We start from the raw sequence: 26,626 nt of genomic DNA on the forward strand, positions 1-26,626 counted from the left end.
TAAACACAAAAAACCTTTTCTCACGATGAGGGTCATTGGTATTGGTGAATTCACGAAGGTTTTGTATCTTAAAGCTTCTAAACCGTTTCAATCATGAAAAGACGCAACTTTCTTCTAGCACCCATGGTGCTCGTAACTGCTCCCACATGGGCAAATACAGTTCAATCGGATGAGGCTATCGAGTCCAGCACCATTGTACACGTTGTCAATTTTTGGCTAAAAAAAGATCTCAGTGAAAAAGAAAAAAAGAATTTTGTTGGATTTTTTGAGGACCTTCGAAAAATCGACATCATCAAAACGCTCAATTATGGAGTTCCGGCGCAGACAAACCCGAGACCTGTCGTAGACAACAGCTTTGACTATACATTGATTGTCACTTTCAAAAACCTTAAAGATATTACAACGTACGAGACACATCCGATTCATTTAAAAGCGATCGAAAAATATCAGCATTTGTGGACAAAAGTAATGGTCAAAGATACCTCCATCATTAAATAAGGCCACGTGCCTTAATTTCCAAATATTTGTTGATGGAGTTAATGGTCAGGTTTTCCGGTGCTGTATAGATTGTCTGAAACCCATTGCGAATCAGTTCCTGTACGATAAGTTGTTTCTCATAGATAAACTTTTCAGCAATGACCTGGTTGTAAATATCTATTGTCTTTTTCGGCGTACTCTTCGCTAAATCCTCTATTTCTACGTTTTTAAAAACAACAACGACTATAATGTGGCTTCTATTTAACATCGACAGGTAATTTAGCTGACGTCTTAAGGAATCTAAGGTCTCAAAATTTGTATAGACAAAAATCAGCGAACGTTTATTAATATGTGCATTGGCATAACTATATAATCTTCCAAATTCAGACTCCTCAAATTTGGTCGACACCTGGTATAGTGCTTCTGAAATCTTATGCATTTGATTATTCCTCTTCTCTGCAGCTATAAATGCATTGATATCTTTTGAAAAGGTTAATAATCCAGCTCGGTCCTGCTTTAAGATGGTCGCATTGGAAAGAACAAGTGCAGCATTAATCGAGTAGTCCAATAAGGTAAGACCGTTGAATGGCATACGCATTGCCCGACCTAAGTCAATAAATGAATAGATCGGCTGAGACTTCTCCTCTTCATACTGATTGACCATCAGCTTCTTTACTTTTGCAGATGCCTTCCAGTTCATGTGCCTATAATCGTCTCCCTGCACATACTCTCTAACATGGTCAAATTCCATGGCTGAACCAATGCGTCGAATACGCTTTATCCCCAGTTCATTCAATCGGTTACTTGTTGCCAAAAGCTGATATTTTCGTAGTTGAATATAGGATGGATAACAGGGGATTTCCTGTTCTTGATTGGTAACAAACCTTCTTTTGAAAAATCCAAAACGTCTAACCAAAGCCATACAACGACCAAACTGATAAATTCCCCTTTGTGTAGGCCGCAAGGAAAATGAAATTTCAGAGCGTTGAAAAGCGGGTAAACTGGCTGCAAAATCATTGTCCCGAATTTGGAGCTGCACCGGAAACTCCTCTAAAACATCTACTTTTGTTGCAAATGGATAAAAAGAGCTCACCATAAGCTTCATCGGGTTTTCATCTCCATTGGATAATTTTTCAGGATATATCCTTGTGATCTCAATTCTGCCCTTCCCTGAAAATAAGACAATAAAATCAAAAGCCAAAACAGCCAACCAGATCCAAAAGACAATCCAGGCCACAATCAACAATCCTTTAACGAAAAAAGAAAATGTAAAGAGTGTCGCTACCCCCAATAGGGAGTAGAAGAATTGATTTGTTAGAAAAAGCTGTTTTAGTTTCTTCATTATCTTGGAATTTCTACAGAATTTATGATTTGATCGATGACATAAGCGGTGGTAAATCCTTCCATTTCCCTTTCTGGAGTCAACATGACACGGTGGCCCAGTACGGCAGATGCTACCCTCCGAATATCCTCAGGAGTAACAAAGTCGCGGCCTGTTAACGCAGCTGAAGCCTTTGCTGATTCCAACAAAGCAATAGAAGCCCGCGGTGAGGCACCTAGTGTCAAACTTGGATTAGTTCGTGTTTTTATAATGACTTGAGCAATGTAAGTTAGCAACTCCTCGTGCACAAAAATAGACTTGATCAATTTCTGGAATTCTAAAATTTCTGTGGCCGAAACGACAGCCTGAACCTGATCCTCTTTATTCTTTGCTTTTTGAGCATGATGCTCCTTCAATATTTCCAATTCCTGTTCAAGTTCAGGATAGTTCACATTGATCTTAAACAAGAAACGGTCGAGCTGAGCTTCCGGCAATCGATAAGTACCTTCGTGTTCGATGGGATTTTGCGTCGCAAAAACAACAAACGGCCCTGGCAATTGATAGGTTGTTCCATCTACCGACACCTGTTGTTCCGCCATGCTTTCAAAAAGTGCTGCCTGGGTCTTTGCGGGAGCACGATTGATTTCATCGATTAAAACAATATTTGCAAAAATGGGGCCCCTACGAAATTCAAACTCATTACTTTTCAAATCGAGTATCGACGAACCGGTTACATCCGAGGGCATTAAATCCGGTGTAAATTGAATCCGCTTAAATTCACTGTGAATCGTTTTGGCAATCAATTTTGCGGATAATGTTTTCGCCACCCCGGGTAAGCCCTCGATCAAAGAATGCCCTGAGGCCAAGATCGAGATTAAGAGCATGTCAATCAATTGATCCTGCCCAACGATGACTTTTTTCACCTCCGACTTTACCTGCGCCATTTTATCGAATAAAACCGAGACATCTATTCGGTTTTCAAAAGATATATATTTATCGAAGTCACTCATATCATTTTTGCTTTATGTTTAAACTCTTCTATTGTATCATTAATCATCTTAAGATCAGCCACATCATGTTGTTTAGCATCTTGCATATGAACAATCAGCCTGATTAAAGACTGCGTCTCTAGGAGCGGAACTCCAGTCCGCTCAGCCAGCTCCTCACTGAACTCCTCTTCCCGCAACATCAGCGTGTCCAAATGAAACCGCATCCGAAGATCGTGCAGGAAGTAATCTATTTTTTTTGCGACCATATTACCTGGTGCGCCATTTTCATAATATAAAGTAGCAATGGTTCCACAAAAGTCCTTCGAGAGATTCGGTTCTGGGCTCACGACCGCCACGGCTCGCTGCTCTCGTCTACTTCGAAATACAAGCAAAAGAACTAGCCCCGCCAACAAAACATACCAAGCTTGCCTAAGACCATCATTCATAAGCAATACACGCAAAGGTGTCCGATATTGCTCCAAATTCGCTTTAAAATCATACCAAGCGATCGGCTTATCATTTAGATAAGATAACGACTTAGCAACATAGGCATATTGCGAAGCGGAATTCAGCAAGTAATAGTTTCCAAATAAATCAGGGGTCAGGTGCAGATAGAATGTCCCTTTACCAAATTGAACGGCTATGAAGTTCGGTAACATAAATTCCTTATAGGTAATCGCGCCCAAAATGGTCGCATGTTTAGGAAGTTTTTTGAATACTTCGCCAAGATCTGATTTACTATAATGAATTTTATTGTTATCGTTCATCAACCGCACACGCAGTTGGCTTTTTATATTCACACCTTTTTTAAAACCATAGAAGTTATCTGTTTTCAAACCGAGGGAATCCAACAGATAAGGATCAATATCCTCGGCTACAATCATTGCTTTCCCACCCCGGTTTACATAATCCAGTAATTTATCTTCCGCTGCTTCACCCATTGAAAAATAGGAGGTGTAAAAAAATAAGTTTGCGTCGGTTTTCTTTGTACTGTCCAAATATTCATACAATGGTCGCTCAATCGTTGTGTTCTTTTGATCAATGATATGCTTTAGTTCTTGACGTAGCACATAAGCGCCAAAAGGATTTTTATCTTTTGCATCAAAAGTCCGATCCCAGATAATAGGTTTCTTACTTGTTGCATCGATAAGGGCTATTAACACTAACACAACAGTCAATAATATCAATCCAAATTTTACCGATCCCTTCATTTAATTTGTTTTTGATACTGGTGAAACAATTGCTGATATTGATTAAAATTGTCCTCTGTTAATTCAAATTGACCAAACCAGACATAATCAAATATTCTTGTACATTCCGCAAATCCACGACGGAGCTCCTCGTTTTGAATCTCTTGTGTAAATTCAGCGTTCGTTTTGCTCAGCTTCCATTTGATATGATCGGATTGCGCTAGTTTCTGAATATTCAATAGCTGTAAGTACCGGATACCCAATGCATAATTCCTTTGAGCGATAGCCTCCTGAATATAAGGCTCCAGGTTGCTATTCATCAGGTTTCGCTCCACATACGCTAAAACGTCCAGTTCACTCTCCTCTTCACTATGCTTAATAAAATATTGTTTTCTGTTGTAGAGCACTTTATAAAGAATAAACGCTAATGCGGTGACAGCTAAGAAGGCAAATACATAGCCAAACTCTTCCCGAAATTTATAAGGATTATCCGGCATGATACTCCCGATCCAATCGGCGAGCCGGGCAAGGATGCGTTGCAATACGCCCACCCGATCTTTAATATTTTCAGAATAAACAAAATCGTCTGTCTCGTAACGTTTGATGATATCCTGATAAGGATCCATTTTAAACGAACGTTCTTCGGTATATTTTGGAATCGAATCAAATAATGTTGGATCCCACAGGTCAATTTCGTCTTTTCCCTGTTGGCCATTAGGAGCCTTTACTGCAGAATCAATGCGGACAGAATCTGCTCCCACCAAGGTTGAATCTATTTGCACATTAAGTGAATCAATTCTATCGCTGTTGGAGTCCGTGTCCCTTGGCTTGGGATCACAGGCGTACATAATCGATAAACAGGCAATGCAGAAAAAAGACAAGAGTTTATTCATCTTTTCCTCCTATCTTTTCGATCATGCCATAAATACGTTCTCCAAATTTGAGATCCTTGGCTGTTTCATAAATAATACCATTGGCCAAAACGCCGGACATATAAAGAAAGAGCGTAAATAGTGTGATAAATAAGCCCCCAAATGTCATCAGGAGTTTTCCCCAGGATGAGTCAAAGAAAGCGGCATCTATTCCAAGGAAGTTAAATGACAAAAGCCCCATGATAATCAATGGTACAATGGAAATCATCATGACAGCCATTTGAAAAATAAAGTTCACAATGTAGGTTGCGATACCGTATTGGATCAATTTTTTGCTCAGCATGACATAGGCATCTGTAAAACAGCTTCCCAGATCCGAATAACCTTCCCGATAAAATAGAAAAGAGCAAAACAACCATATCCCAACCATCGAGCCCAATATACCAATGGCAAAACTTCCAATAAAAGGGATAAATGCACAAATCACAGCTACGATTGCCAGTGGGATAAAGACAACGATTAACGCCAATATCATGGCAATCAAAAACATAAAGTATTTACCGAGGTTAGATCTGAAATTTCTGAATACTTCCGATCCTGAAAATGCTGTGCTTTTACGTTCTTTGAGTAGCATAAAATATTCAATGGAAATACCATAAACGTACAATCCCAAAGCGATCAATGCCAAAATGAGTAATCCAGCCCAAGTAAAAGCATCGATATCCTCAAAAGAATCGCTATTAGCCGAAAAAGTGATTTTTGTAGAAAGAAAATAGTAAACTAAAGCAATCGCTGCTAGGGGAACCGCAGATAAACCAAAAATAGTAGAAACAAAGTGCTTATAGATCAATTTAAAAAGATCTATGAAACTTTGGATAAAGTCCCCCACCTTCCGTTCTTTTTGAAACTCAAAATCTATTTCCATTGAAATCGTTTTGCTAGTCGATAAGGATTAATAACATAAAAATAAAGGATAGCCAGTACGGATAAAACGATAATTATTAAACATAACCAAATTGACATATTATAATACCGTGTTACAAAACCTTCCAATGTTCCGGCTATAATAAAAAAAGGAATCGTGCTGACGAGAACTTTCATTGCAATCTTTGCTGTACGGACAAACGATGTCAAACGTGTAAACGATTTGGGAAATAGAATGCTATTACCGATGGCCAATCCGCATCCTCCTGCCACAATAATTACCGAAATCTCAATAGTGCCATGAATCCAAATCGCCGACATGGCTTTCCCCATAACGCCATACTGGAAAAACATATGGTGAAATGCACCAAGCATAATACCATTGCTAAACAGCACATAACCTGTCCCTACACTGAAAAATAGTCCGGCAGCAAAGGCCATAAAAGCAACCCGCACATTATTAATCGTAATCCAAATCGCTGATCCAAAGTTGCTCCCCTTCCCATATACTGCAGCAGGATCTCCTGCTTTTATGCTTTCTATCGTCGAATCGACATAGTAGTCACCTAAAATAAGCCGAATAAAATCCATATCGTATACAGACGATACAAAACCAATGACTGAAGCCAAAACAAAAATTAAGAAGGAGTACAACAAAGGTCTACGGATTGACCAGATCGCCTGCGGTATCTCTTCATTGATAAAAGATTTAAACTTATTATTGGAAGCTTTCTGATCTTTATAGATTTTCTGATGCACGGTCACTGCCAGTTCATTCAGGTAAGCCTTTACCTTACTTTCAGGATAAAAAGTTTGTGCATAAGCCAGATCATTAGTGAGCTCAATGTAATTTGAGGCCAGTTCATCTGGATCAACCTGCATATTAATTGATAAATTATTTTCAATTAACGTCCATTTTTCTTTATTTCGTTCTACAAAGGATGCTTCTCTCATTAATTTTTTTAACTGGCTGAACCAAATATAGGAAATATCCATGATTGAAAAGCACAAATTGGAGCTAAAATGACCTAGAAATTCTATATTGCTATTAAACTCAAATAATTTACATATGAATAAGCTTGAGATAAATACAGCACAAAATGTAAAAATCGAATATAATCTTGCCAGTCTTGGTTCAAGAATGATCGCTTTTGCAATAGATTATTTTATTATAGTCTGTTATTATTTCTTTTGCTTCTTTCTCTTGGACAGCATAAACATGAACGCAGGAGATCCCTATCTTTTTTATGGCGTTATGATGGCATTGACCCTACCCGCGTTTTTTTACACATTGATTACCGAAACCGCCTTTGGTGGTCAGACAGTAGGTAAGAAAATCATGAAAATAAAGGTCGTTAAACTTGACGGTTCGCGAGCCAACTTTTATCAATACTTGTCCAGATGGAGTCTATCTATTGTAGATATTTGGATGACGATGGGTGGTGTCGCCATTACCTCGATCGTTTTATCCAAAAATGGGCAACGCATTGGAGATATTGCCGCAGAAACTTCCGTTATCAGCCTCAAACCTACATTAAAATTGAGCGACACAATTTACGAAGAGACTTTCGACAATCATCCAATTCTATTTCCACAGGTTATCAAATTGAGCGACAAGGATGCTAATTCGGTCAAAGAGATCTACCAAACAGCTTTTGATAGAAGAGATGTGGGCATTTTAACAGCTTTGGTCCAGCGTCTTGAGGCGGTTATGGAAGTCAAACATCCTGAAAAAATGACTCCCAACGACTTCGTGCTGCAGGTCATGAAAGATCATTACAGCATGTTTAAGGATAAATAGTTTTTACGCTCATAGTTGATTCTGCATTCTCTCGGTTAAAAAACGGATATCGATCGGAGCTCGTTCGGTGTTTCTTCGCTTGCAACCGAAGAAGTACCGAACGAGCTCCGAACAAGTACCGAATAAGCACCGAGTAATCTCCGAAACTGATCGCTATGTCTTATCCATTTTTACAGGTTAATTCTTGAGGTAAAGTAAGAACCGTATTAGACCTTTTGTAAACATTTTTCAGGGATGGACAGGTAATTCTTGATGTGATTCCGATTTTTCGTTCATAAAAAATGCCCTCAAAAAGTTGGACACTTTTTGAGGGCACAGCAAAATAATTCCTTTTTTTATACTGAACATTTTGTTACGCGGTCACTGAAGCCGCAGAAGTCTGCACCTGACGGTCAACCTTCTTAACCAATCCCTGCAATACATTTCCTGGACCTACTTCTACAAAAGCTGTTGCACCATCGGCCAACATATTTTGTACTGTCTGCGTCCACCGTACAGCGCCAGTTAATTGCGCAATAAGATTTTCCTTGATAACCGCTGGATCTGTCTGTGGTTTGGCATCTATATTTTGATAAATCGGACAGCGAGGCGACAAAATGTTTACAGCTTCGATAGCCGCTTGCAATTCGACTTTGGCAGATTCCATCAATGGTGAGTGAAATGCTCCACCAACATTTAGCTTTAATGCGCGCTTAGCACCGGCCTCGGTCAATAAAGCACAAGCTTTATCCACACCTTCAATAGATCCCGAAATCACCAATTGTCCGGGACAGTTATAATTCGCTGCCACCACTACGTCATCAACTTTAGCACAGATATCTTCCACTATAGCATCTTCCAGACCTAATATCGCAGCCATCGTTGAAGGCTGAAGCTCACATGCTTTTTGCATCGCGTTGGCGCGTTGTGCAACCAATTTCAAGCCATCTTCAAAGCTCAGTGCGCCCGCTGCTACCAAAGCCGAAAACTCACCCAATGAGTGACCTGCAACCATGTCCGGTTGAAAAGACTCTCCCAATGCTTTTGCCAAAATGACCGAATGCAAGAAAATAGCCGGTTGGGTTACGTTGGTTTGTTTCAACTCCTCGTCTGTACCGGAAAACATGACATCCGTGATGCGAAATCCTAAAATATCGTTAGCCTGTTCGAACAAAGCTTTCGTTTCATCATTTAAATTATACAGGTCTTGCCCCATTCCAACAAATTGGGCCCCTTGACCAGGAAATACATATGCTGTTTTCATCCCTTATATTTTTTATTCGTTTATTTGTCTGCTACAATAGGTATTGAATCTGCTTTCTGCAGTCAATGGTTGATGAGAACGAATTCCCGTAAGCGCAAACTTAGATAAATTGCTTTTTATATGCAATATAAATTCATTTCAGCCAGCTATATTCCCATCTTCGGCCGTTCGATCTCATATTGTTCATTTCCTCAGAAGGATCTATCGATCCTTAAATTCAGTCTTCGGGAACAAAACTTAGCGACAACATCTTCTTCGGGTCAAATACATCTTGCGCTATTTCCAGCAGCCCTGTATTAGTCAAGTCCTGAATTTTTTCAATTACTTCGTCCAATAAGATGACACGATCATAGTCCATCACGTTTTTCGCGGCAGAGATAATCATACTCATACGGTTCTCTTCGGTCAAAGCAATCTGACCAATAAATTTCTGCTTCGCCTTTTTTACTGCAGTTTCGGATAGCGGTTGCTCGGTTAGCTTCGCTAGTTCTTTAAAGACGAGTTTTTTAGCTTTTTCAACTTTTTCTTCATCGGTACCGAGGTAAATACTAAATAACCCTGTATCCGAAAAAATAGTATAATTAGATTCAATGGTATAGGCTATTCCATATTTCTCCCGAATAGAAAGATTCAGAATAGAACCCATTCCCATGCCGCCAAGCATATTGTTCAAAAGCAACAGCCCTGTCTTACGCTCATCACGATAACCGTAAGCCAAAGATCCAAGCATGTAATGAACCTGATTAATTGGTTTTGCAACTGCAAGATGCTGTTCAATAATTGGATTGACATCGTTTCTCATCCGCATAATTGTATTTGCTGGAACACCACCAAAGATCTTGTGCAACAATCGCTCAACTTCTTTTAGCGTATAATTACCTGTGATACCAATAACCATTTCATTTGTATCATAGTTTGCCTGCATAAAGTCGACGATATCGCCCTTTTGTAGTGCGAGAAGCTGATCTTCCAGTCCCAAAATATTGTGTCCTAAACCCGACCCCTGAAAAACCAGATCCTCAAAATCGTCTACAATAGACTCTTCTGGGCTATCCAGGTAAGACGCCATTTCATCTACAATGACAGATTTTTCTTTATCCAATTCTATATCGGGAAAAGTGGAATGAAAAAAGATATCTTCAAAAAGATCTAAGGCACGACTTAAATAAGGCTGAAGAATAGAGGCATGTACACAGGTATATTCCTTCGTTGTATAAGCATTCAAATCTCCGCCAACGGATTCCAAATGATTTATAATCTGTTGTGTCGAGCGTCTTTCTGTTCGTTTGAATAAAAGATGCTCAATAAAATGGGCTACACCATATTTTCCAGCAGACTCATCACGAGACCCCGCATTGATGACCATGCAGACATGTGTAACCGGTAAATTCTGATATTGAAATACTACGCGTATTCCGTTTGAAAGTCTAATAATTTCGTATTCCATGCAGTATAAACTAGCTGTAACTTCTTTAGTCTATCTATTTTGTGTGCCCGTTAGCCTTGACTATCTCCTCCAAAAAAATATACAATCGTACATTCTTTCGCCACTTTGCTCAATCTTCAAATCATAGGGCACATGAAGTGATCACAAAACTAGGCATTTTTAAACGCAAAACGGTCATAGCGAAATCACTATGACCGTTTTTATATCCTATAGCAATAAGATTATTCAAATTACATACGCGGTGGTCTCATTCCGCCTGGGAATCTGTTCTCGCCTTCAGGGTTCCCCATAGCGAATTTTTGGAACTTGTAAGTAAACAAAATCATAAAATATCGTCCCAAACGGTTGGTACGGCTATCTGTAATCATAGATTCGCTCACTGTCCGGGAAACATTCGTTTGCTGATTCAATAAGTCAAATGCTTGTAAACGTACTGTACCACGTTGTTGACTCAAGAACTTCTGCTCAAGGTACGTATTGATGACAAACGGGTTTGCATTGATACCGGCTCCATAACCACTATTGAATTGCTTCGATAGATCCGCTCCGAAAATTGTAGTTTTTGTGATGTTAACAGAGCCAATCAATGTGGGTGTCCAAGAAGAAACATTCGTCGTACGATTTGTCAATGAATTCTCCGTATGATTAAATTGGTAGCGTACTCCCGGATTGATTTCCAAATTCTCCGAAGGGTTGTATCTAAACATCAAACCTTGATTTAAAACAATATTCCGGGCAACGTTCTTTTGACCGATGTTATCATCTTTCTCCGTAGAAACATATCCAATATTTTTGTTGTAGGACACCCCGCCCATTAACATAATATTATATGTTTTTTCTTTCAATGACTTTCCGTAATGATAAAAAGAACTCACATTAAATGGTTTATCGCTTGTTTCATTCAAGTAGCGAGTTTCGGATACTAACGTAGAATTTGTTTGTCCAGTTTGATAGTCCATTAAATCATCAAAATAGCTTTTGCTCAAGCTCACAATCTTGTTGTTAGTCAAACCGGCATTAACGAACGCAAAGAAGTTATTTCCTTTTTGAAAATCATTTTTACGGAACCGCACATTCAATTGATGGCTAAATTCCGGATTCAGATTGGCGTTACCGATTACGATACTGGTCCGATTTGTACTCATATCAAAGGGCAAGATCTGCGTTACTGAAGGCTCATTCGGTGTTCCCGAATAATTGACAGAGATATTGGACTGTCTCGAAAATTTATACTCAAAACGTGCAATAGGCATCCAGTTCATATTGTTGCGATGAATTGGAACGACTAAGCCTGAACTGATCGCATCTCCTCTTAATTGGGAAGGTTGAGCTGCTGCTCCAATGGAATAGGTTATTTTATCGCCACTATACAAATAGTTCGCCCCTATTTTATGTGTTGTGAAGGAATAATCGTAATTGTAATCAAAATTCAACTTCGGGTCTTCTGCTATAAGGTTTCCATCGCGGTCAAATCCTTGTTGTTTGTTCGAATTATCATACTTATTTTTGTTGAAATCATAGGTAAACTCTACTTTTCCTTTCTCGGAAACAGGCTCAGTATAATTCACCGAGGCCCCTCCATTCCAACTTTTATTATTAGCTTCCAGAATCGTCTTTTCATAGATCGAGTCTAATGGAGCATTTGCATTGTTGGGATCCGCCAACAACCTATCTAGAATGGCATTCTGATCTTTCGTTGTTTTTGCATTATTGAAGTTCATGTTTACAAAAACATTCCTTCCTTTATCATTAAATTTATGATTGTATAAACCGCTAATCCCAAATCTCGGTGCAGTGGAATTGGCAACAATATCTTGCGCCTGAGAATTATTAAATACACTACTACGATACGTGAGCGAATTCGTACCTGTCGTTGCATCGCTCTTGTCGTAGCCAAACTGAGGCGATATTTTGATATAATCTTTCGTTGTAGGCTTCCATTCGACATTTGCTTCGAAACGATGGCTATCACCAACCGTGTTCGAATTGGATGTCACACTGTCCGTCTGCATTATATTAGGCAGTGTATTTTCCTGAAAACGTTGGGATAGTGTTGTATTGTTGCTATGGCTAAAACTATAGCTACCGTAAACAGTCAGTTTATCATTAAAGTCTTTGCGGTAATTCAGTCCTATGGAACCAATTTTTGTCAAACCGTCCGAGCCACCAAACATACCACCACCTCGGCGGCCGCCACCACCCTGGCCACGGCGGGCGCCACCACCTACAGTACTAAAATCGAATAAGGGGGCATTGGTATTGTTCAAATTCCCCAGCACCGAAATTTGTTCACCTTCACGCATCCCCATCCACATACCGGTAGCCTGATAGCGATCTTCTGTTCCCACGCCAGCCCGTAGGGTAGTCATGTGTCCTGTATTGTATTTTGGGTCAATCTGAATATTTAATACTTTTTCTGAATCACCCGTTTTATTACCGGTGACATTGGCCATATCGCCATAATCGTCGATGACCTGCATCTTTTGGATAATATTTGCCGGTAGATTCTGTGTAGCTGTCTTTACATCTCCACCAAAAAAGTCCTTACCATTTATACGAACCCGCTTAACAGACTCCCCTTGTGCCGTAACATTGCCGTCTTTATCGACTTCGACCCCTTGTAATTTTTTCAAAGCGTCCTCGGCAACCGCGCCATCGCGGAGTTTTAGATCTTTCATCGTATATTCGAGGGTATCACTTTTGACAACGACTGTAGGGACTCCATCAACAACAACTTCTTGTAGCATCTGTGAGTTCTGTTGTAAAGTCAAACTTGGAATAATATGCTTTGATTCGCCTTTAGGGATACTAAATTCCTGCTCAAAACGTTCGAACCCAAGGTTTGAAACCGTAATTTTAAAGGTATCCGCCTTGACTTTATCAAAGATAAAAATCCCGGCCATATTGGATCCTGTCGTCATGGAATCCAATTTTGACGTTAATTTCACTGTTGCACCGGCGACAATTCGATTCTTGTCGTCCTTCAACATTCCCTGTACGCTCTTCGTCTGGCCGTAAACGGTCCATCCCATCAGCATACTAAACAACAAAAGCATAAAGCCTCTCATAATATGTATTTTTATATTTCTATAATTGTTAAATCTTTGACACCAAAACTATTGCCCAAGTTTAATATTGAAACAATATGGCCCAGACCGGAACAACTTCTTATTTTGCTAATGAAAATTATTCCATCATATTAATAGTCTAGTGCTCTAAATCTTTACAAAAGAAGACATTATTAGTGTTAATTAATGTAAATGGCCAATATTCACACAGAAGTTACAATAAATAACTCCAAATTTATTTGTAATTTCGGCTATTTTAAGAATCGCATATGCTATTATCATATTATCAGGAGCAGTGGATTGAAGCCGGTTGTGACGAAGCTGGAAGGGGCTGTCTGGCAGGGCCCGTTTTCGCTGCAGCAGTGATTTTCCCAACAGACTATTACCACGATCTCCTTAACGACTCCAAACAACTTAGTGAGAAAAAAAGGATGATGTTGCGGCCAATTATCGAACGCGAAGCTCTCGCATTTGCAGTTGCCAGTGTTTCAGCCGAAGAAATAGATCGCATAAACATCCATAATGCAAGCTACTTAGCCATGCACAAGGCGCTTGATCTCTTAAAGACCAAAGCCGAGTATATTATTGTTGACGGGAATAAGTTTATTCCTTACCAAGAGATACCTTATTCATGTATTGTGAAGGGGGATGGAAAATACCTATCCATTGCTGCGGCCTCTATTTTGGCTAAAACGTACCGGGATGAATACATGGACAACATCGCCTTGGATTATCCCGATTACGACTGGCTCAACAACAAAGGGTACCCAACAGTTAAACACAGAACAGCTGTATTGGCGCATGGGTCTACGCCACATCATAGAAAAAGCTTTAGAATAACTGATCCACAACTCAAATTATTCTAAAGCTCACACAATAAAAAGAAACAGCAGCTAAGCCGCTGTTTCTTTTTTATTCCCTCTAAAGGAGAAATATATCGCCGCTCCTATTCCCAATACAAGAATAATAGACGAGATTAAAGTCAATACATTACCCAATTTGTGCGACTCTGGATCAAAAACAAATTCTACCTTATGCGTTCCCGCAGGTAACTGCAGTGCTCTTAAGATATAATCCGCACGAATAATAGGCGTTTCCTTTCCATCCACATAAGCTTTCCACCCTTTATCGTAAAATACTTCAGAAAATACCGCAAAGGCATCATTGGCAGATGTATATTCATATTGCATTTTATCGGGATGGTAGGAGGTCAACTTAATCTCTCCTGTCGTTGAAGCATTCGAAGTTTTAGCCTTAATCTCATTTTGATATTGTTGATTCACAAAGGCCTCCTTATGTGGGTCAAACGAACTGATTGCCTGCATTTCTTCGGCATTTCCTTTCACAAAACTTACCCGATCTACAAACCAAGCATTTCCTGCAGCTGTACTTCTTCTTACAATACGTTGTGACTGATTCTGAGGATCTGTCGTAATCAAATAACGTACGTTGAACATATCCAATACATCTTCGTTCAGGGCGCCATTAAATTGATTTTCCAAAATTTCCTGGAAACGCATTAATTTTGCTGCATGGTATCCGCCTAAGGATTTATGGAAGTAGGACGGACGGGCATCCGAAAACGGATCTGAAGTCAAGTCTAGTACGCGGTAGCTTGGATCTTTATCCATTAAGATCAATTGATCCACTTCACGTTGTTGGAATACTTGCTGTGCTGTAGCCCCTTTCTCCATAAAAGATTTGTCATTCAAAAAGCGCTTATCTACACTCCATAAATCAAACAAGAATAAGACCAGCAATGTCCCCAGTAATACACCTTCGCTCAGTTTCTTCTTTAAAAAGACCCAAACAAATCCAAAAGTTAGTAGAACAATGACAAAGGAACGATAGGCATCTTTGCTTGCGATATCTTTACGATCCAGAACCAACTGGTTTGCCAAGTCCGTCGCAAAGGCCTTGTCGCCTATCTGGTGCTCAAAAGTTGCTACTAAATTGCTATGCTCCGCATTCCTAAAACTTAAAAAGAGATCGGGCATCACGCCAATAAGCAGACAGACGCCACCGACACCAATAAAAGTATACAGCACTTTTTTATCTAAGTTTGGAATCTCCTTCGCCCGTGTCAAAAGCTCGTTGACAGCCAGAATTGCCATCATAGGTACTGTAATGGAAACCACAACAAGAATGGATTCAACAGCCCTAAACTTATTGTACATTGGGAAATAGTCAAAGAACAGATCTGATACAAGTGTAAAGTTTTTTCCAAATGACAAAAGCAATGCTAAAATGGTTGTTGCCAAAATCCACCACTTGAAGCGGTCCTTGACAATAACAAGGCCTAAAACAAATAGGAAGAAAACTCCAGCCCCAAAATACCATGGTCCCGAAGTGAAACGTTTGTCGCCCCAATAGGTTGGCATGCCTTGTGCCATCTGACCAGCTTGAATCTCCGACGCACCTCCTCGTTCCATTAGGAATTTAGCGACATGTGATTTTTCGTCCAATTGTCCACCAGTTGAACCACCATAGGCATTTGGAATCAAAAAGGTAATGGTTTCACCAATCCCTTGGCTCCACTCATAGGCATATTCTTTATCAAGCCCTTTCTCTTTGCTGTTGTTGTTATCAACCTTCGTGATATTGGCATGTCCACGCGTACTTAATTTACTATATTCCCAAGTTGGTAATAAAATTGAAGCATTTACCATCAAAGCGATGACCACTGCGATAATCTGCCTTCCTGAAGCGATAAAAAAACCTTTTAATTGCTTTTGTTTAAGCGCATCGATGAACGTGAAAATCACGTATACCATGAGGACTATTAACAGATAATAGGTTGTCTGTAAGTGATTGACGCGAATTTCCAGCGAAAGGAACAACGCCAATAATACAGGCCCCCACAATTTACTTCCCCGATAACACATAATAACCGCAGCAATAACAGGCGGAATAAATGCGATTGCATTGGCCCTTGTTATATGCCCAGCTTCAATATAAATAAAATTATAGGATGTAAATGCAATGGCTATTGCGCCGACTGCGGCAAGCCAGGGTTTGATCCGTAAGACACTAAAAAGGAAATAAGCCCCCAACAAATAAAATAGCACCGTATCCATTGGGCTCGGAAAGGCGAACTTAACCGCTTTTAAGAAATAGGTACCAATGTTATTCTCATTTTCTTGCCAAATTTGATAAGTCGGCATTCCGCCAAACATAGAATTAGTCCATAAAGGCGCTTTACCATCCTTTGCCTTAAAATCAAATAATTCCTTCTGCGCCGCCTGCGCCTGTACCACATCCGACTGCGCCAGTGTTTTTCCTTGCCAAACAGGGGTAAAATAAAAAAATACGAGCGCAATAAATATCGCAATAACGATCAAATGTGCTGAATTCGCCTTAAACCAATTTTTCATCCGTATAAATTTGTCATTTTAAGGTGATGAATATATCTAATTTATTCAACTTACCAAATAATCGTTCATTCATAACTTGCTTTTCGTTGTATCTATGAACACATTATTCGCGGTTTGATAAATCTCGATGATTTCATTTACCTTCTTAGGTTGTTTAAAAGTCTTAAAAGCCAAACTTAGATAAATTTGTTTTTATATACAATTATAATTATCGCTCAGTGTCCTGTTAACAGCAGGGTATTAACTGTATTGACTCGGCAATCGATCGCTCTTCCTTTTAAATACATAAATAGAAGGTGTCTAGAAAAATCGGGGCAAGCCTTTGGGTACTCAATAGCTGAAATGTTGCCTTAGCGAGGGACACATAAAAAAGGGAGCAAAATTTTTTGCCCCCTTGTAATTAAGATCTCATTTTTACCGCCGTTCCCGTTGCGCCCACCATCATCATTCCTCCTGTTCCTACCGTCTGGAAGTCCAGTCGAACCCCAACGACCGCATCAGCGCCCAAGGCGCGTGCACGGTCTTCAAGTTCACGCAGCGCTGCTTCACGGGTTTCCTGGAATGCGCGTTCATAAGAGTTGGATCTTCCGCCAAAAAAATCGCGAAAGCCCGCCATCATATCCTTGATTGCATTTGCCCCCAGAACCACTTCGGAAGAGACTATTCCCAAATAGCGTTCAATTTGGTGCCCCTCAATAGTACCTGTTGTTGTCAATAACATATTTTATTCTCCTTTTTGAATTAACTTATTAATATTGGATAGCTCACCAAAAACAACCAAAATATCACCCTCTTCCATGATCGTTTCCGATGCGGCAATTCCTGAAGCTTCTTTTTGTTCTTTAGTCACACCATCCTTTTTCATTTCTGTAATTTTCACGGTGGTTAAGACGATCACCTTGTATAAATTCGTCAGGTTCGCTTCACGCAAGGTCATCCCCACGTAACGCGCCGGAACTTTAGTCTCCACAATAGAGTATTTATCCGAGACTTTAAACGAATCGACGATATCAATATTGTCTAAACGCATTGCCAAACGCTCAGCAGCCTCTTCTTCCGGCATGATATATTCATTGATTTCCATGGCCTCCAACACAGTTTTTTGTAAATCTGAAACGATACGACCAATGATACGTTTAACCTTCAACTGTTTTAAAAGGGCTACGGTCATGAGCGAAGCTCCCTCATCCTCTCCAATTGCAACAATGACAGCATGGGCATCTTTAAGGGGTAATGACGATACCGCTTCTCGGTCGGTTGTATCTAGGCATACCGTGTGCGTTATCTTGTCCTTGAGTTGTTCAACGATACTGAGATTTCGGTCGGCACCAATCACCTCATGCCCGAGTTCAGTAAGATGTACCCCTAAAGAACGTCCAAAATGCCCCAATCCTAAAACAATATACTTCATATCTCAAACTAAAATAAATTTACCTTTATTTCCAAGCTATCTTTCAATTTATATGCTCATATTCCGCTGATAAAGCCATCAAATTTAGCCAAAACGGTCACTTGTCTGCTTAAAACAAGATCTTTTCTTCCGGAAATACAATATTTCTCCGGGTTGTATTTTTAATAAAAGCCACCAATAGCGTCAACATCCCAACACGTCCAACAAGCATTGTCAACGCAATAATTAATTTCCCCCCCATACTGAGCGAGGGTGTAATCCCCAAACTTAATCCACATGTTGTATAGGCTGATAGTGCTTCAAAGAGGAGTGCTTTCATACTCTTATCTGGATCAGTAAAAATGAGAACAAAAAAACTGAATCCAACCACAAAAAACGACAATAAAATAATCGCAAAAGCCTTGTTAACAGATTCGCCGGCTATTCGCCTTTTAAAAATCTCTATATATTCTTTTCCTTTAGCCAGCGAAACAATATTCAACAGTGAAACAGCAACGGTAGTTACCTTTACTCCCCCACCAGTAGATCCGGGAGAGGCCCCGACCCACATCAGCAGCATAATCAAAAAAACAGTTGGTGGCCCAACAAAACTCAAATCAACACTATTGTAACCTGCCGAACGTGCGGCATTGGCCATAAAGAAGGAAGTCGCCCATTCCCCATCGATTCCCTTTTCAAGAGAAAGTGTATTCCCTCGCTCCAAGAAATAGAAAAACAAAGTGGCACCTACAATAATAATCGCATTACAGACCAGCACCAATTTAGAATTAAAGCTAAAGCTCCATGCTTTATGCTTATAGTTTTTCTTTGTGATCCATCGGTGATAATAAAGCAATATGGATTCTTTCATATAGGTGTAGAAATTCAATACTATTCCAAACCCCAAACCACCAAGAATGAAAAGCGAAGATAACGCCAACTGGAATGGGTAATTGAATTTATAGGCTTCATTGGTAATACCCCCTGATAAGATCGAAAATCCAGCATTACAGAATGAAGAAATAGAATGAAAGATCGAAAAGAAAACCATGCTCCCTAAATTTGGAAAATTAGCACTTTCCAAGGTACTAAAGATCAGTATAGCGCCAAGAAATTCAAACAGCAGCGTAATAAATATCATGGTCAATAGGGTTTTAATGACAGAGGCTACTTTATTTTCACCCAGAATTTCACCAAACATCAATTGATTCTTAAAAGAAAATCCGCCAGAGAAAAAATAGCCAAAAAAACCTGTAAATGTCATAATACCCAACCCGCCAACCTGTATCAAAACAATGACCACAGTTTGTCCGAACATGCTAAAATTGGTTGAAATATCGGCAACTGACAAGCCTGTGATACAAACAGCACTCGTTGCCATAAATAAGGCGTCCACAAAACTTAATGGAGCTTCTACCGTGGTCCGTGGCAACATCAAGAGTACCGTGCCAAGCAGGATAAGAGCGAGGAAACTGATGACAAATAATATGGTCGGATTAAAATAAAAATTATCAAAGAAAAGTGTGCTCTTCGACAGCTCCGCGATAAAAATTAGATAGATTCCGAGATAAACCCACTGTTCTCTTGAAAAAACAGCGAGTGCTCCAAACCCTGCAAAACGGGCAATAAGAATAAATACAAAGTAAATGAGAATAACCAAGCCCGAGTAATGCTCCACAGCAATTTTTTTGAGTGCGTAAATGGAGGATGACTCGCGGAGAGCAATCATGAAAAAGAGCACAAAGAATAGATAATGAATTGTTTTACCCAGCAATTTCCCTAGTGCAGGATCAGTAACATAGCCTACATTAAATATAACGATTGCAGCGCAAATCATGCTCACATAGAACATGATTTTGTCTACAAGCCCATTTTTATATTTGAAAACAAATCGGATAAAACTTAAAATCGAATCTATCATAATGTCTCAAACTAAGATAAATCTGTCAATAAATGCAAATCTATCTCCGTTGTGTTTTTTGGCGCGCCGACTTAACCAAGGCAACCTTTTCACGTGAAACGGATCTTTAATTTCCCGCCCCTTCTTTCTCGAGTTCCTTTTCAGCCTTTTCACGGTCACGCTTCCTTTTCTCTTCAATCTTTGCCGCCTCTTTGGCCTCATCTTCTTTTTCTTCCTTCAGCAACTCCTCAGGCGTTTTGTGCTTCTTAAATATACTTGAAATCATTTTCTTGGCCTTGCTGATTCCCCCAACGATTTTTTCAACTTTTCCAGCTGTGTTCATTAATTTAGCTTCCCGTTCTGGATCAAGGCCGACACATTGCTTAATTCCAACCAACAAAGTCTGCCACATCGCTTTAAAAAATGGATGATTGGGGTCCCTGCGCTTATTGATATGCCCTACCGTATATTTCCCGTATAAATCCGGATTGCTCGGATTAAACAACACCTGATTAATCATAAAAGACAGCAGCCCCTTTTTTTCTCGACGACCATCATCACCTGGCTCCGACAGGATATTAACTTTGAGATCATCATAATCCATTTTAAAGGTTCCTTTACTACGGTAATCGTTGGCCCATATGTCAAATGTAATCTGACTGAGATTGCCCGATTTAACCTCAACATTTAACAATGGCCGGATCATTTTATTAACGACTGTTAGATCCATTTTCCCAAGTGTGCCCTTGTAGGTATAGGCCCCAACTTTAGAGGTCATATCAAAAACGAAGTTGGTAGAAAGCTTGCCTGCATTCATAAAATTGCTGCTCAAATTTGCACGCATGAGCTTCTGCTTAAGCAATTTTGCCGAATCATTTGTCACATTCAATATCGTACCATACGTGTGATCAAAAGTAATGGTACCGATTTGACTATACTCATCACTCATTTCAGCATACGTAATTCCTATATTATCTAAAATCAATGAATCAATTCCCAAGCGTGTCGACATCTGCATTAATTTCATGTGCGGAGCATTTCCAATCTGACTGGTGGGTGGGCTTTTATAATGTTTATCACTATAAATCGAAAGAGAACCATTTTTTAAGCGTGCATTTTGTGCATATATTTTCTTATCACGGGAAAGCTCGGCAAAATTGAATCCCGTCAAAAGCAGGGTATCCATTTTCAGCACCATATAGCTTCCACCTTCACCTTTCTTTCGGTAATATGCAGCCTTATTCAGCGTCGGCTGATAAGCAACTTTAGTCAACAGGACATTGCGATTTTTACTATTGATTTTCAACTGATCAAAGTTTATCTTATAAAACCCGTCTGGAGTTTTATAGGTAAAACCAGGCACCTCAATATCAATCATTTTCGTATGATAAAAGCGCTGTTTGTCATGCTCAGAAGTCGAATCGATTAAAACGTCATCTATACGAACCTTGACCTTCTTGACTTCGAAATCTTGATAAACCCCTTTTTGGACCTGCGTATATTTAAAATCGATATCATTCAAATTGACAGCCCGAACCTGAATTTTTTTCAGATTATCCTTTATCTTTTCATACAATGGTTTTTTAGGTCCCCTACTCACCGTATCGTTATAACGGTGTACCTCATTGATGACATGAATCGTTGGTGTTTCGACGGTGATATCATTCAAAAAAAGTTCCTTTTCCATCAATACCCTTCGGATACCAAAGCTTTTTATTTTCAGCCTATTGATGGAAATTTCAAAGCGGTTATCTGGTGCTTTTTTGACCAACTCCAACTTTTTATATACGGAACTGTCTGAGACGAGCTGCAGATTGTCTATTGTTATATTGCCTAATAATAGGTTGACGTGGATATCGTCGTATGTAATAGTATACAAATTGTCCGTTGCTTGAGACACCAGCTGCTTGATTTTAGTATCTAAAAGGGGCTTCCACTTATTGCTAAAATACCAAATACCACCACCCAACGCCAGTAGGATAAACGCTACAATACCAAGAATCCATTTGAAAATAGGCTTCATAAAGTCACAATCTCTTTGTAATTTCGTCTTTATTTTATTGAATAACAAACAAAATTAAGCCCATTTTGTTTGAATTATGACTAAATAAGGTGAATATGCTGCGTAAAACACAACTATTTTTATTTTTTGTACCGCTATCTCTACTTTTTTTAGTTTCCTGCACCAAAACAAAGCATGAAACGGGCTTCTATTTTTGGAAGACCGTATTTCAGGTAGATACCGCAGAAAGCCGATCCTTAAAAGAAATTGACGCGAAATCTATCTATGTCCGCATCATGGATATTGATTTCGATCCATCTGGTGTACAAGCCATTCCTATTAGTCCCATTACGTTTACGCAACCTATACCCAAAGAACAGCAATTGATTCCTGTAGTATTTGTCAACCAACGTGTTTTTGCAGAGATGGATAGCCTGCAGATCAGGGGATTGGCAAATAAGATTGTTCCGTTTGTGACGGCTAAAATACAACAAGCCGGAAAAGAAAAATTTACCGAACTCCAACTGGACTGCGATTGGACAAAGACATCCCGTGATAAATTTTTCTATCTGCTCAGCTATTTGCAGCAATTACCGGCATTAAAAGATGTTATCGTGAGCGCTACGCTGCGGCTCCACCAAGTCAAAAATACGGTTACCAGCGGAATTCCGCCTGTGAAAAAAGCCATGTTGATGTGTTACAATATGGGGAATCTCAGACAATTTGGCAATCAGAACTCCATTTTAAATCAACAGGACCTCAAGACTTACCTAAGCGGAACATTACGCAATTATCCGATGGAAATGGATATTGCATTACCGCTATTTCAGTGGTTTGTCGTTTTCAGAAATAATAATTACATCGGTATTTCAAAGCATATCAACGAAGAGGATATCAAAGACTCCGCCTTATTTACCCATAACTCCAATACGAACCTCTATATTTTAACAAAGGATCTCCCAAAAGCAAACCTTAAAAAGGGAGATGTTATACGTTTTGAATCCATCAATCAGGGTGAGCTCCTACAAACGGCAAAATTTTTGAAGGGAGAGCTGAAAGGAAAAGAACACCGGATTATTTTTTATCATTTAGATCAAGCTACACTAGCACACCATGGCAATGCCGAATTACAAAAAATTATTGCTGCTTTCTAGCACTACATTAGCTTTCTTCTTTGGAGAGATTGCAACCAATATCGCCTGTGGTCCTGAAGTGGATCCTTACGACAATCAAACGACATATTATCTCCCCAATCTGGAGGAAAATGGATTTTCTGCCTTTCAATTCATCCCCTACCAATTTCTTTATACCGAGGAAGCACCAGTCAAAGAAAGTTTAATTAATGCCGAAACTTGGGTGAAGCACCTCGGTTCACAGGTCAAGGTTAAGGATGTCGAGCAATTGATGTACAACAGCAACGCTGCAACCGCTAATTTAGCCAGCAATCAACAAAAATCGGCTTGGACCAGCCTGCCAGATTCCATTAAAGGAAATACGTTCTTAAGCACATTGATTGACGGAAAACATGAAGCTGAACGTGCTTATTTTATGTTCACCAAAAAGCAGGAACCCATTACGAATATTCAACATAACTATTGGGATCCGGATACCCGAAATTTCAAAGAAATCACACAATTAGCTGAACTCGCCGAACAGCAGATCTCCAAGTACCCCAAAAATAGCTTTCTCTATATCCGTTATGCATATCAAGCCGCCCGCTTATATCTATTTGGGAAGGAATACGCCAAGAGCATGACGATTTATGAAAAGTACCTGCAATCTGCTAAGGGAGACGAAGCTATCCTCAATTGGGCACTATCCAACTATGCGGGGGCTGTCCGCAAAAATGGTGATCCTGCAAGGGCAGCTTATCTCTTTTCCAAATTATTCACCGCCAGTCCGGAAAGACGCATCCTCGCGTATGCTAATTTCCATTATATTACAGCCAGCGATGCCGAGATATTTCAATATGCAAAAAATGATGCCGATAGATTCAACATCAATGCGATCATTGGCTTCGGGACAAGTGACTATGCCCTGAAATATCTGATCGACTGCTATCAGCTCGATCCTGCCAATACCGTAAATGCGGTACTATTAGGACGCGAAGTCAATAAGATAGAAACAGAAATGAACGAGTCTTTTTACCTCAGTAGCGATAATTATAATTACTACAGTAAAAATGACGATAAAGGAAAAGTTAAGCTACATCTGGATTCGCTCCGCAATTTTGCGCTAAAACTTTATCGCGACAAAAAATATGTTCAACCCCAATTGGGCCTTATTACTGCTGCCTACCTAAGTTGGATGAATAAGGAAAATGCTTTAGCAAAAGAATACCTTGCTGGAATAAAAGAGACTGACCTCAGTCCAAAATTGATTGATCAGCTTCAAATTACCCGATTGCTCACACAATTGACGGACTGGCAAAGCAGTAAGCAGCTGGATGAAGTTCAATTGACCAAAACCTTATCGTGGTTAGAAGAAAAAGCAAAACTAGATGGTAAAGAAGATATCCGCAAACAAAACTGGGGTTATAGTGCTTTTGAATACAGCAACTATAGTTTAATCTGCCGGAACATTTTACAAAATCTTGTTGTAAAACACTATTTGAACACACAAGACACCGCTATGGCTAGTTTAGCTGCTGTAAAGGCAGATGCTTTTTACAACTATGGCTTTGTGAAAGACTCATTGGAAGATAATATGCAGTGGACAACAATGCACTTTTGGGAAAATAGCCTTACACCTAAAACGCTGTTAAAAATAAGGAATTTATTGTCGGACAATTCCCAACAGAACACCCTGTCTAAATTCTTATTGAAAGATATCAAACATTTTAATAGGGATTATCTCACCGAATTACTGGGTACAACTTATTTGCGCGAACTGGATTTCCAAAAAGCAGCAAAAACATTAGCAGCACTTCCTAAAGACCATAAAATAAAGGAAATTAAAAACTGGTATAGCACGGATGAAGATGACATCAAACCCAACCCCTTTATTGTGACGATAAATGACTATCCAAAAAAATACGGAAAGGAAAATACAACCAAACTAAAATATGCTGAACGGATGGCGCGGTTGGAAAATGCGATAAAAACGGAAAAAGACAATCAGAAAAAAGCGGAATATTACTTTCAAATGGCTACAGGTATCTATCAGACAAGTACCTACGGCAATGCATGGTCCATCGTATCCTACGATTGGTCATCGACAGATAACCATGCTCCCTCAACACTCCATTGGCAACGAAACTACCTACAGACTAAATCGGCAAAGGAATGGTATAGCAAAGCGCGCGCGCTCAGTTCCAATAAAGAATTCAAGGCTAAATGCACTTTTATGCTGGCCAAATGCGAACAAAAGGATTTTGTTTATACCAATGAATCGTGTTGGCAGTATTATGATTCACCTTTGAAAAATCCTTTTTATCGCTTTTCAATGCAAAATAGGTACTTCAAAGAATTGAGCACACAATATAAAGATACCCCATTCTTTACCATCGCGTCAAAAGAGTGTACCTATCTTCGCGACTTTTTAAACTTGACACAAGCGATACAATAAGGGCTGCCGCCTACCTTGCTTTATAAAAATATAGCGCCTTNNAAGGCGCTATATTTTTATAAAGATTAAGATCTACTATCTTCATTATGATATATACTGAGGTAGCTATCATAGCGGGAACTCTCAATATAGCCTTCTTCCACAGCCTCCATAATGACACAACCGGGTTCATTGATATGCCTGCAATTATGAAATCGACATTGATTCATCAACGCGCGCATCTCTGGAAAAAAATGGGATAGCTCCTGTTTTTCTATATCGACAATTCCCAACTCACGAATACCAGGCGTATCAATTAACTTCCCTCCAAAAGGAAGATCAAACATTTCAGCAAAAGTAGTTGTATGCTTTCCTTTGTCAGACCAATCGGAGATTTCACCAGTTTTCAACCCGTATTCAGGAACGATTGCATTGATCAACGTTGATTTGCCAACCCCAGAATGACCTGATACCAAGGTTATTTTATCTTTAAGCAGTTGCTTGACAACGTCGATATTGGTACCGGTTAACGCAGAAACCTCGAAACAGGGATAGCCAATATGTTCATAAATAGCTTTATAGTCTGCCAATATCTCCAACCCTTCATCACTAAAAAGATCCAATTTATTGAAAATAATTACGGCAGGAATTCCGTAGGCCTCCGTTGTTACTAGAAAGCGATCGATAAAACCTAAAGATGTTGGCGGAGAGGCAAGTGTCACCACTAAAAAAGCTTGATCCAGATTTGCTCCGATAATTTGAGTTTGTTTGGACAAATTGACGGATTTTCGAATGATATAATTTCGACGAGGTTCCAGTTCGTGAATGACCGCACTATCCTGATCAGGTTCCACATCAAAATGTACCCAATCCCCCACAGCAACAGGATTAGTCGTTTTTATTCCTTTAGTACGAAACTTTCCTTTAATACGACAATCGTATCTTTTATCATCTTCGCCCAAAACTTGATACCAACTACCTGTCGATTTAGTTACCAGTCCTCTCATAAATCCTGTTGCATTAAATGTGTCATAGTACAAAAATCGGAAAAATTTATTAAACTTACCCTTTGATGAATTTCT

The 26,626-nt window shown here is 39.5% G+C and carries 20 protein-coding genes; 5 read left to right on the forward strand and 15 right to left on the reverse strand.

The window, feature by feature from the left end; genetic code table 11:
* The first annotated feature begins 93 nt into the window (after positions 1–93).
* Entirely contained in the window at positions 94–498 is a 405-nt protein-coding gene (locus tag B3297_RS15130; RefSeq protein ID WP_201639976.1) for a Dabb family protein, read from the forward strand.
* Here the strand turns inward: B3297_RS15130 and B3297_RS15135 are convergent.
* From B3297_RS15135 to B3297_RS15160, 6 genes are read right to left on the reverse strand one after another with little or no spacing between them, the layout of a single operon-like run.
* Positions 491–1,819 carry a DUF58 domain-containing protein gene (locus B3297_RS15135; protein ID WP_286779092.1) on the reverse strand — a complete coding sequence of 443 codons (1,329 nt, stop codon included), beginning with the start codon at positions 1,817–1,819 and terminating at the stop codon, positions 491–493. The two genes, B3297_RS15130 and B3297_RS15135, sit on opposite strands and share 8 nt — an antisense overlap.
* Complete coding sequence (locus B3297_RS15140; protein WP_286779093.1) at positions 1,819–2,808, reverse strand: AAA family ATPase; 990 nt, start codon at positions 2,806–2,808, stop codon at positions 1,819–1,821. Before B3297_RS15140 ends, B3297_RS15135 begins: the two co-directional genes overlap by 1 nt.
* Entirely contained in the window at positions 2,805–3,998 is a 1,194-nt protein-coding gene (locus tag B3297_RS15145; RefSeq protein WP_286769242.1) for a DUF4350 domain-containing protein, read from the reverse strand. The genes B3297_RS15140 and B3297_RS15145 overlap by 4 nt, the downstream gene beginning before the upstream one ends.
* A complete protein-coding gene (locus B3297_RS15150) occupies positions 3,995–4,870 on the reverse strand; it encodes a DUF4129 domain-containing protein (RefSeq protein WP_286779094.1) in 876 nt (291 codons plus the stop codon). The genes B3297_RS15145 and B3297_RS15150 overlap by 4 nt, the downstream gene beginning before the upstream one ends.
* Positions 4,863–5,774 (reverse strand): ABC transporter permease, encoded by a 912-nt coding sequence (locus B3297_RS15155; protein ID WP_286752832.1) that lies wholly within the window; start codon positions 5,772–5,774, stop codon positions 4,863–4,865. Before B3297_RS15155 ends, B3297_RS15150 begins: the two co-directional genes overlap by 8 nt.
* Positions 5,765–6,727: a stage II sporulation protein M gene (locus B3297_RS15160; protein WP_115049359.1), complete on the reverse strand. Its 963-nt coding sequence runs from the start codon at positions 6,725–6,727 to the stop codon at positions 5,765–5,767. Before B3297_RS15160 ends, B3297_RS15155 begins: the two co-directional genes overlap by 10 nt.
* Positions 6,728–6,842: 115 nt before the next feature.
* On the opposite strand from B3297_RS15160, the gene B3297_RS15165 reads away from it, so the two are divergent.
* On the forward strand, positions 6,843–7,574 hold the full coding sequence (locus B3297_RS15165) for an RDD family protein (RefSeq protein WP_115046318.1): 732 nt from the start codon (positions 6,843–6,845) through the stop codon (positions 7,572–7,574).
* 352 nt (positions 7,575–7,926) lie between these two features.
* On the opposite strand, the gene fabD is transcribed toward B3297_RS15165, so the two are convergent.
* The 3 genes from fabD to B3297_RS15180 all read right to left on the reverse strand — a co-directional run bounded on the left by fabD (position 7,927) and on the right by B3297_RS15180 (position 13,332).
* A complete protein-coding gene (gene fabD, locus B3297_RS15170) occupies positions 7,927–8,817 on the reverse strand; it encodes an ACP S-malonyltransferase (protein WP_201639970.1) in 891 nt (296 codons plus the stop codon).
* A 217-nt stretch (positions 8,818–9,034) separates the two neighbouring features.
* Positions 9,035–10,264 (reverse strand): M16 family metallopeptidase, encoded by a 1,230-nt coding sequence (locus tag B3297_RS15175; RefSeq protein ID WP_070560942.1) that lies wholly within the window; start codon positions 10,262–10,264, stop codon positions 9,035–9,037.
* Between the two features lie 230 nt (positions 10,265–10,494).
* Positions 10,495–13,332, reverse strand: a complete 2,838-nt coding sequence (locus B3297_RS15180) for an outer membrane beta-barrel protein (protein ID WP_286779095.1) — start codon at positions 13,330–13,332, stop codon at positions 10,495–10,497.
* A 269-nt stretch (positions 13,333–13,601) separates the two neighbouring features.
* On the opposite strand from B3297_RS15180, the gene B3297_RS15185 reads away from it, so the two are divergent.
* A complete protein-coding gene (locus B3297_RS15185) occupies positions 13,602–14,198 on the forward strand; it encodes a ribonuclease HII (protein ID WP_286779096.1) in 597 nt (198 codons plus the stop codon).
* Between the two features lie 27 nt (positions 14,199–14,225).
* Here the strand turns inward: B3297_RS15185 and B3297_RS15190 are convergent, their stop codons facing one another.
* The 5 genes from B3297_RS15190 to B3297_RS15210 all read right to left on the reverse strand — a co-directional run bounded on the left by B3297_RS15190 (position 14,226) and on the right by B3297_RS15210 (position 22,019).
* Positions 14,226–16,706, reverse strand: a complete 2,481-nt coding sequence (locus B3297_RS15190; protein ID WP_286779097.1) for a YfhO family protein — start codon at positions 16,704–16,706, stop codon at positions 14,226–14,228.
* Positions 16,707–17,106: 400 nt separating this feature from the next.
* On the reverse strand, positions 17,107–17,427 hold the full coding sequence (locus tag B3297_RS15195; protein ID WP_046673052.1) for a YbjQ family protein: 321 nt from the start codon (positions 17,425–17,427) through the stop codon (positions 17,107–17,109).
* A 3-nt stretch (positions 17,428–17,430) separates the two neighbouring features.
* On the reverse strand, positions 17,431–18,117 hold the full coding sequence (locus B3297_RS15200) for a potassium channel family protein (RefSeq protein WP_046673051.1): 687 nt from the start codon (positions 18,115–18,117) through the stop codon (positions 17,431–17,433).
* Positions 18,118–18,226: 109 nt separating this feature from the next.
* Positions 18,227–20,017 carry a TrkH family potassium uptake protein gene (locus B3297_RS15205; protein WP_236586147.1) on the reverse strand — a complete coding sequence of 597 codons (1,791 nt, stop codon included), beginning with the start codon at positions 20,015–20,017 and terminating at the stop codon, positions 18,227–18,229.
* A gap of 106 nt (positions 20,018–20,123) precedes the next feature.
* Positions 20,124–22,019 carry a hypothetical protein gene (locus B3297_RS15210; protein ID WP_286779098.1) on the reverse strand — a complete coding sequence of 632 codons (1,896 nt, stop codon included), beginning with the start codon at positions 22,017–22,019 and terminating at the stop codon, positions 20,124–20,126.
* Positions 22,020–22,114: 95 nt separating this feature from the next.
* On the opposite strand from B3297_RS15210, the gene B3297_RS15215 reads away from it, so the two are divergent.
* Both B3297_RS15215 and B3297_RS15220 read left to right on the forward strand, forming a co-directional pair.
* The gene (locus B3297_RS15215; RefSeq protein ID WP_286779099.1) at positions 22,115–23,152 is read left to right on the forward strand and encodes a hypothetical protein; all 1,038 of its coding nucleotides are present in this window, start codon (positions 22,115–22,117) and stop codon (positions 23,150–23,152) included.
* On the forward strand, positions 23,112–25,565 hold the full coding sequence (locus B3297_RS15220; RefSeq protein ID WP_286779100.1) for a hypothetical protein: 2,454 nt from the start codon (positions 23,112–23,114) through the stop codon (positions 25,563–25,565). Before B3297_RS15215 ends, B3297_RS15220 begins: the two co-directional genes overlap by 41 nt.
* Before the next feature lie 65 nt (positions 25,566–25,630).
* On the opposite strand, the gene rsgA is transcribed toward B3297_RS15220, so the two are convergent.
* Positions 25,631–26,551: a ribosome small subunit-dependent GTPase A gene (gene rsgA / locus B3297_RS15225; RefSeq protein WP_115046310.1), complete on the reverse strand. Its 921-nt coding sequence runs from the start codon at positions 26,549–26,551 to the stop codon at positions 25,631–25,633.
* Positions 26,552–26,626 lie beyond the last annotated feature (75 nt).

Source organism: Sphingobacterium sp. UBA3519, assembly GCF_002377215.1.
In the GTDB taxonomy this organism is placed as follows: Bacteria; Bacteroidota; Bacteroidia; order Sphingobacteriales; family Sphingobacteriaceae; genus Sphingobacterium; species Sphingobacterium multivorum.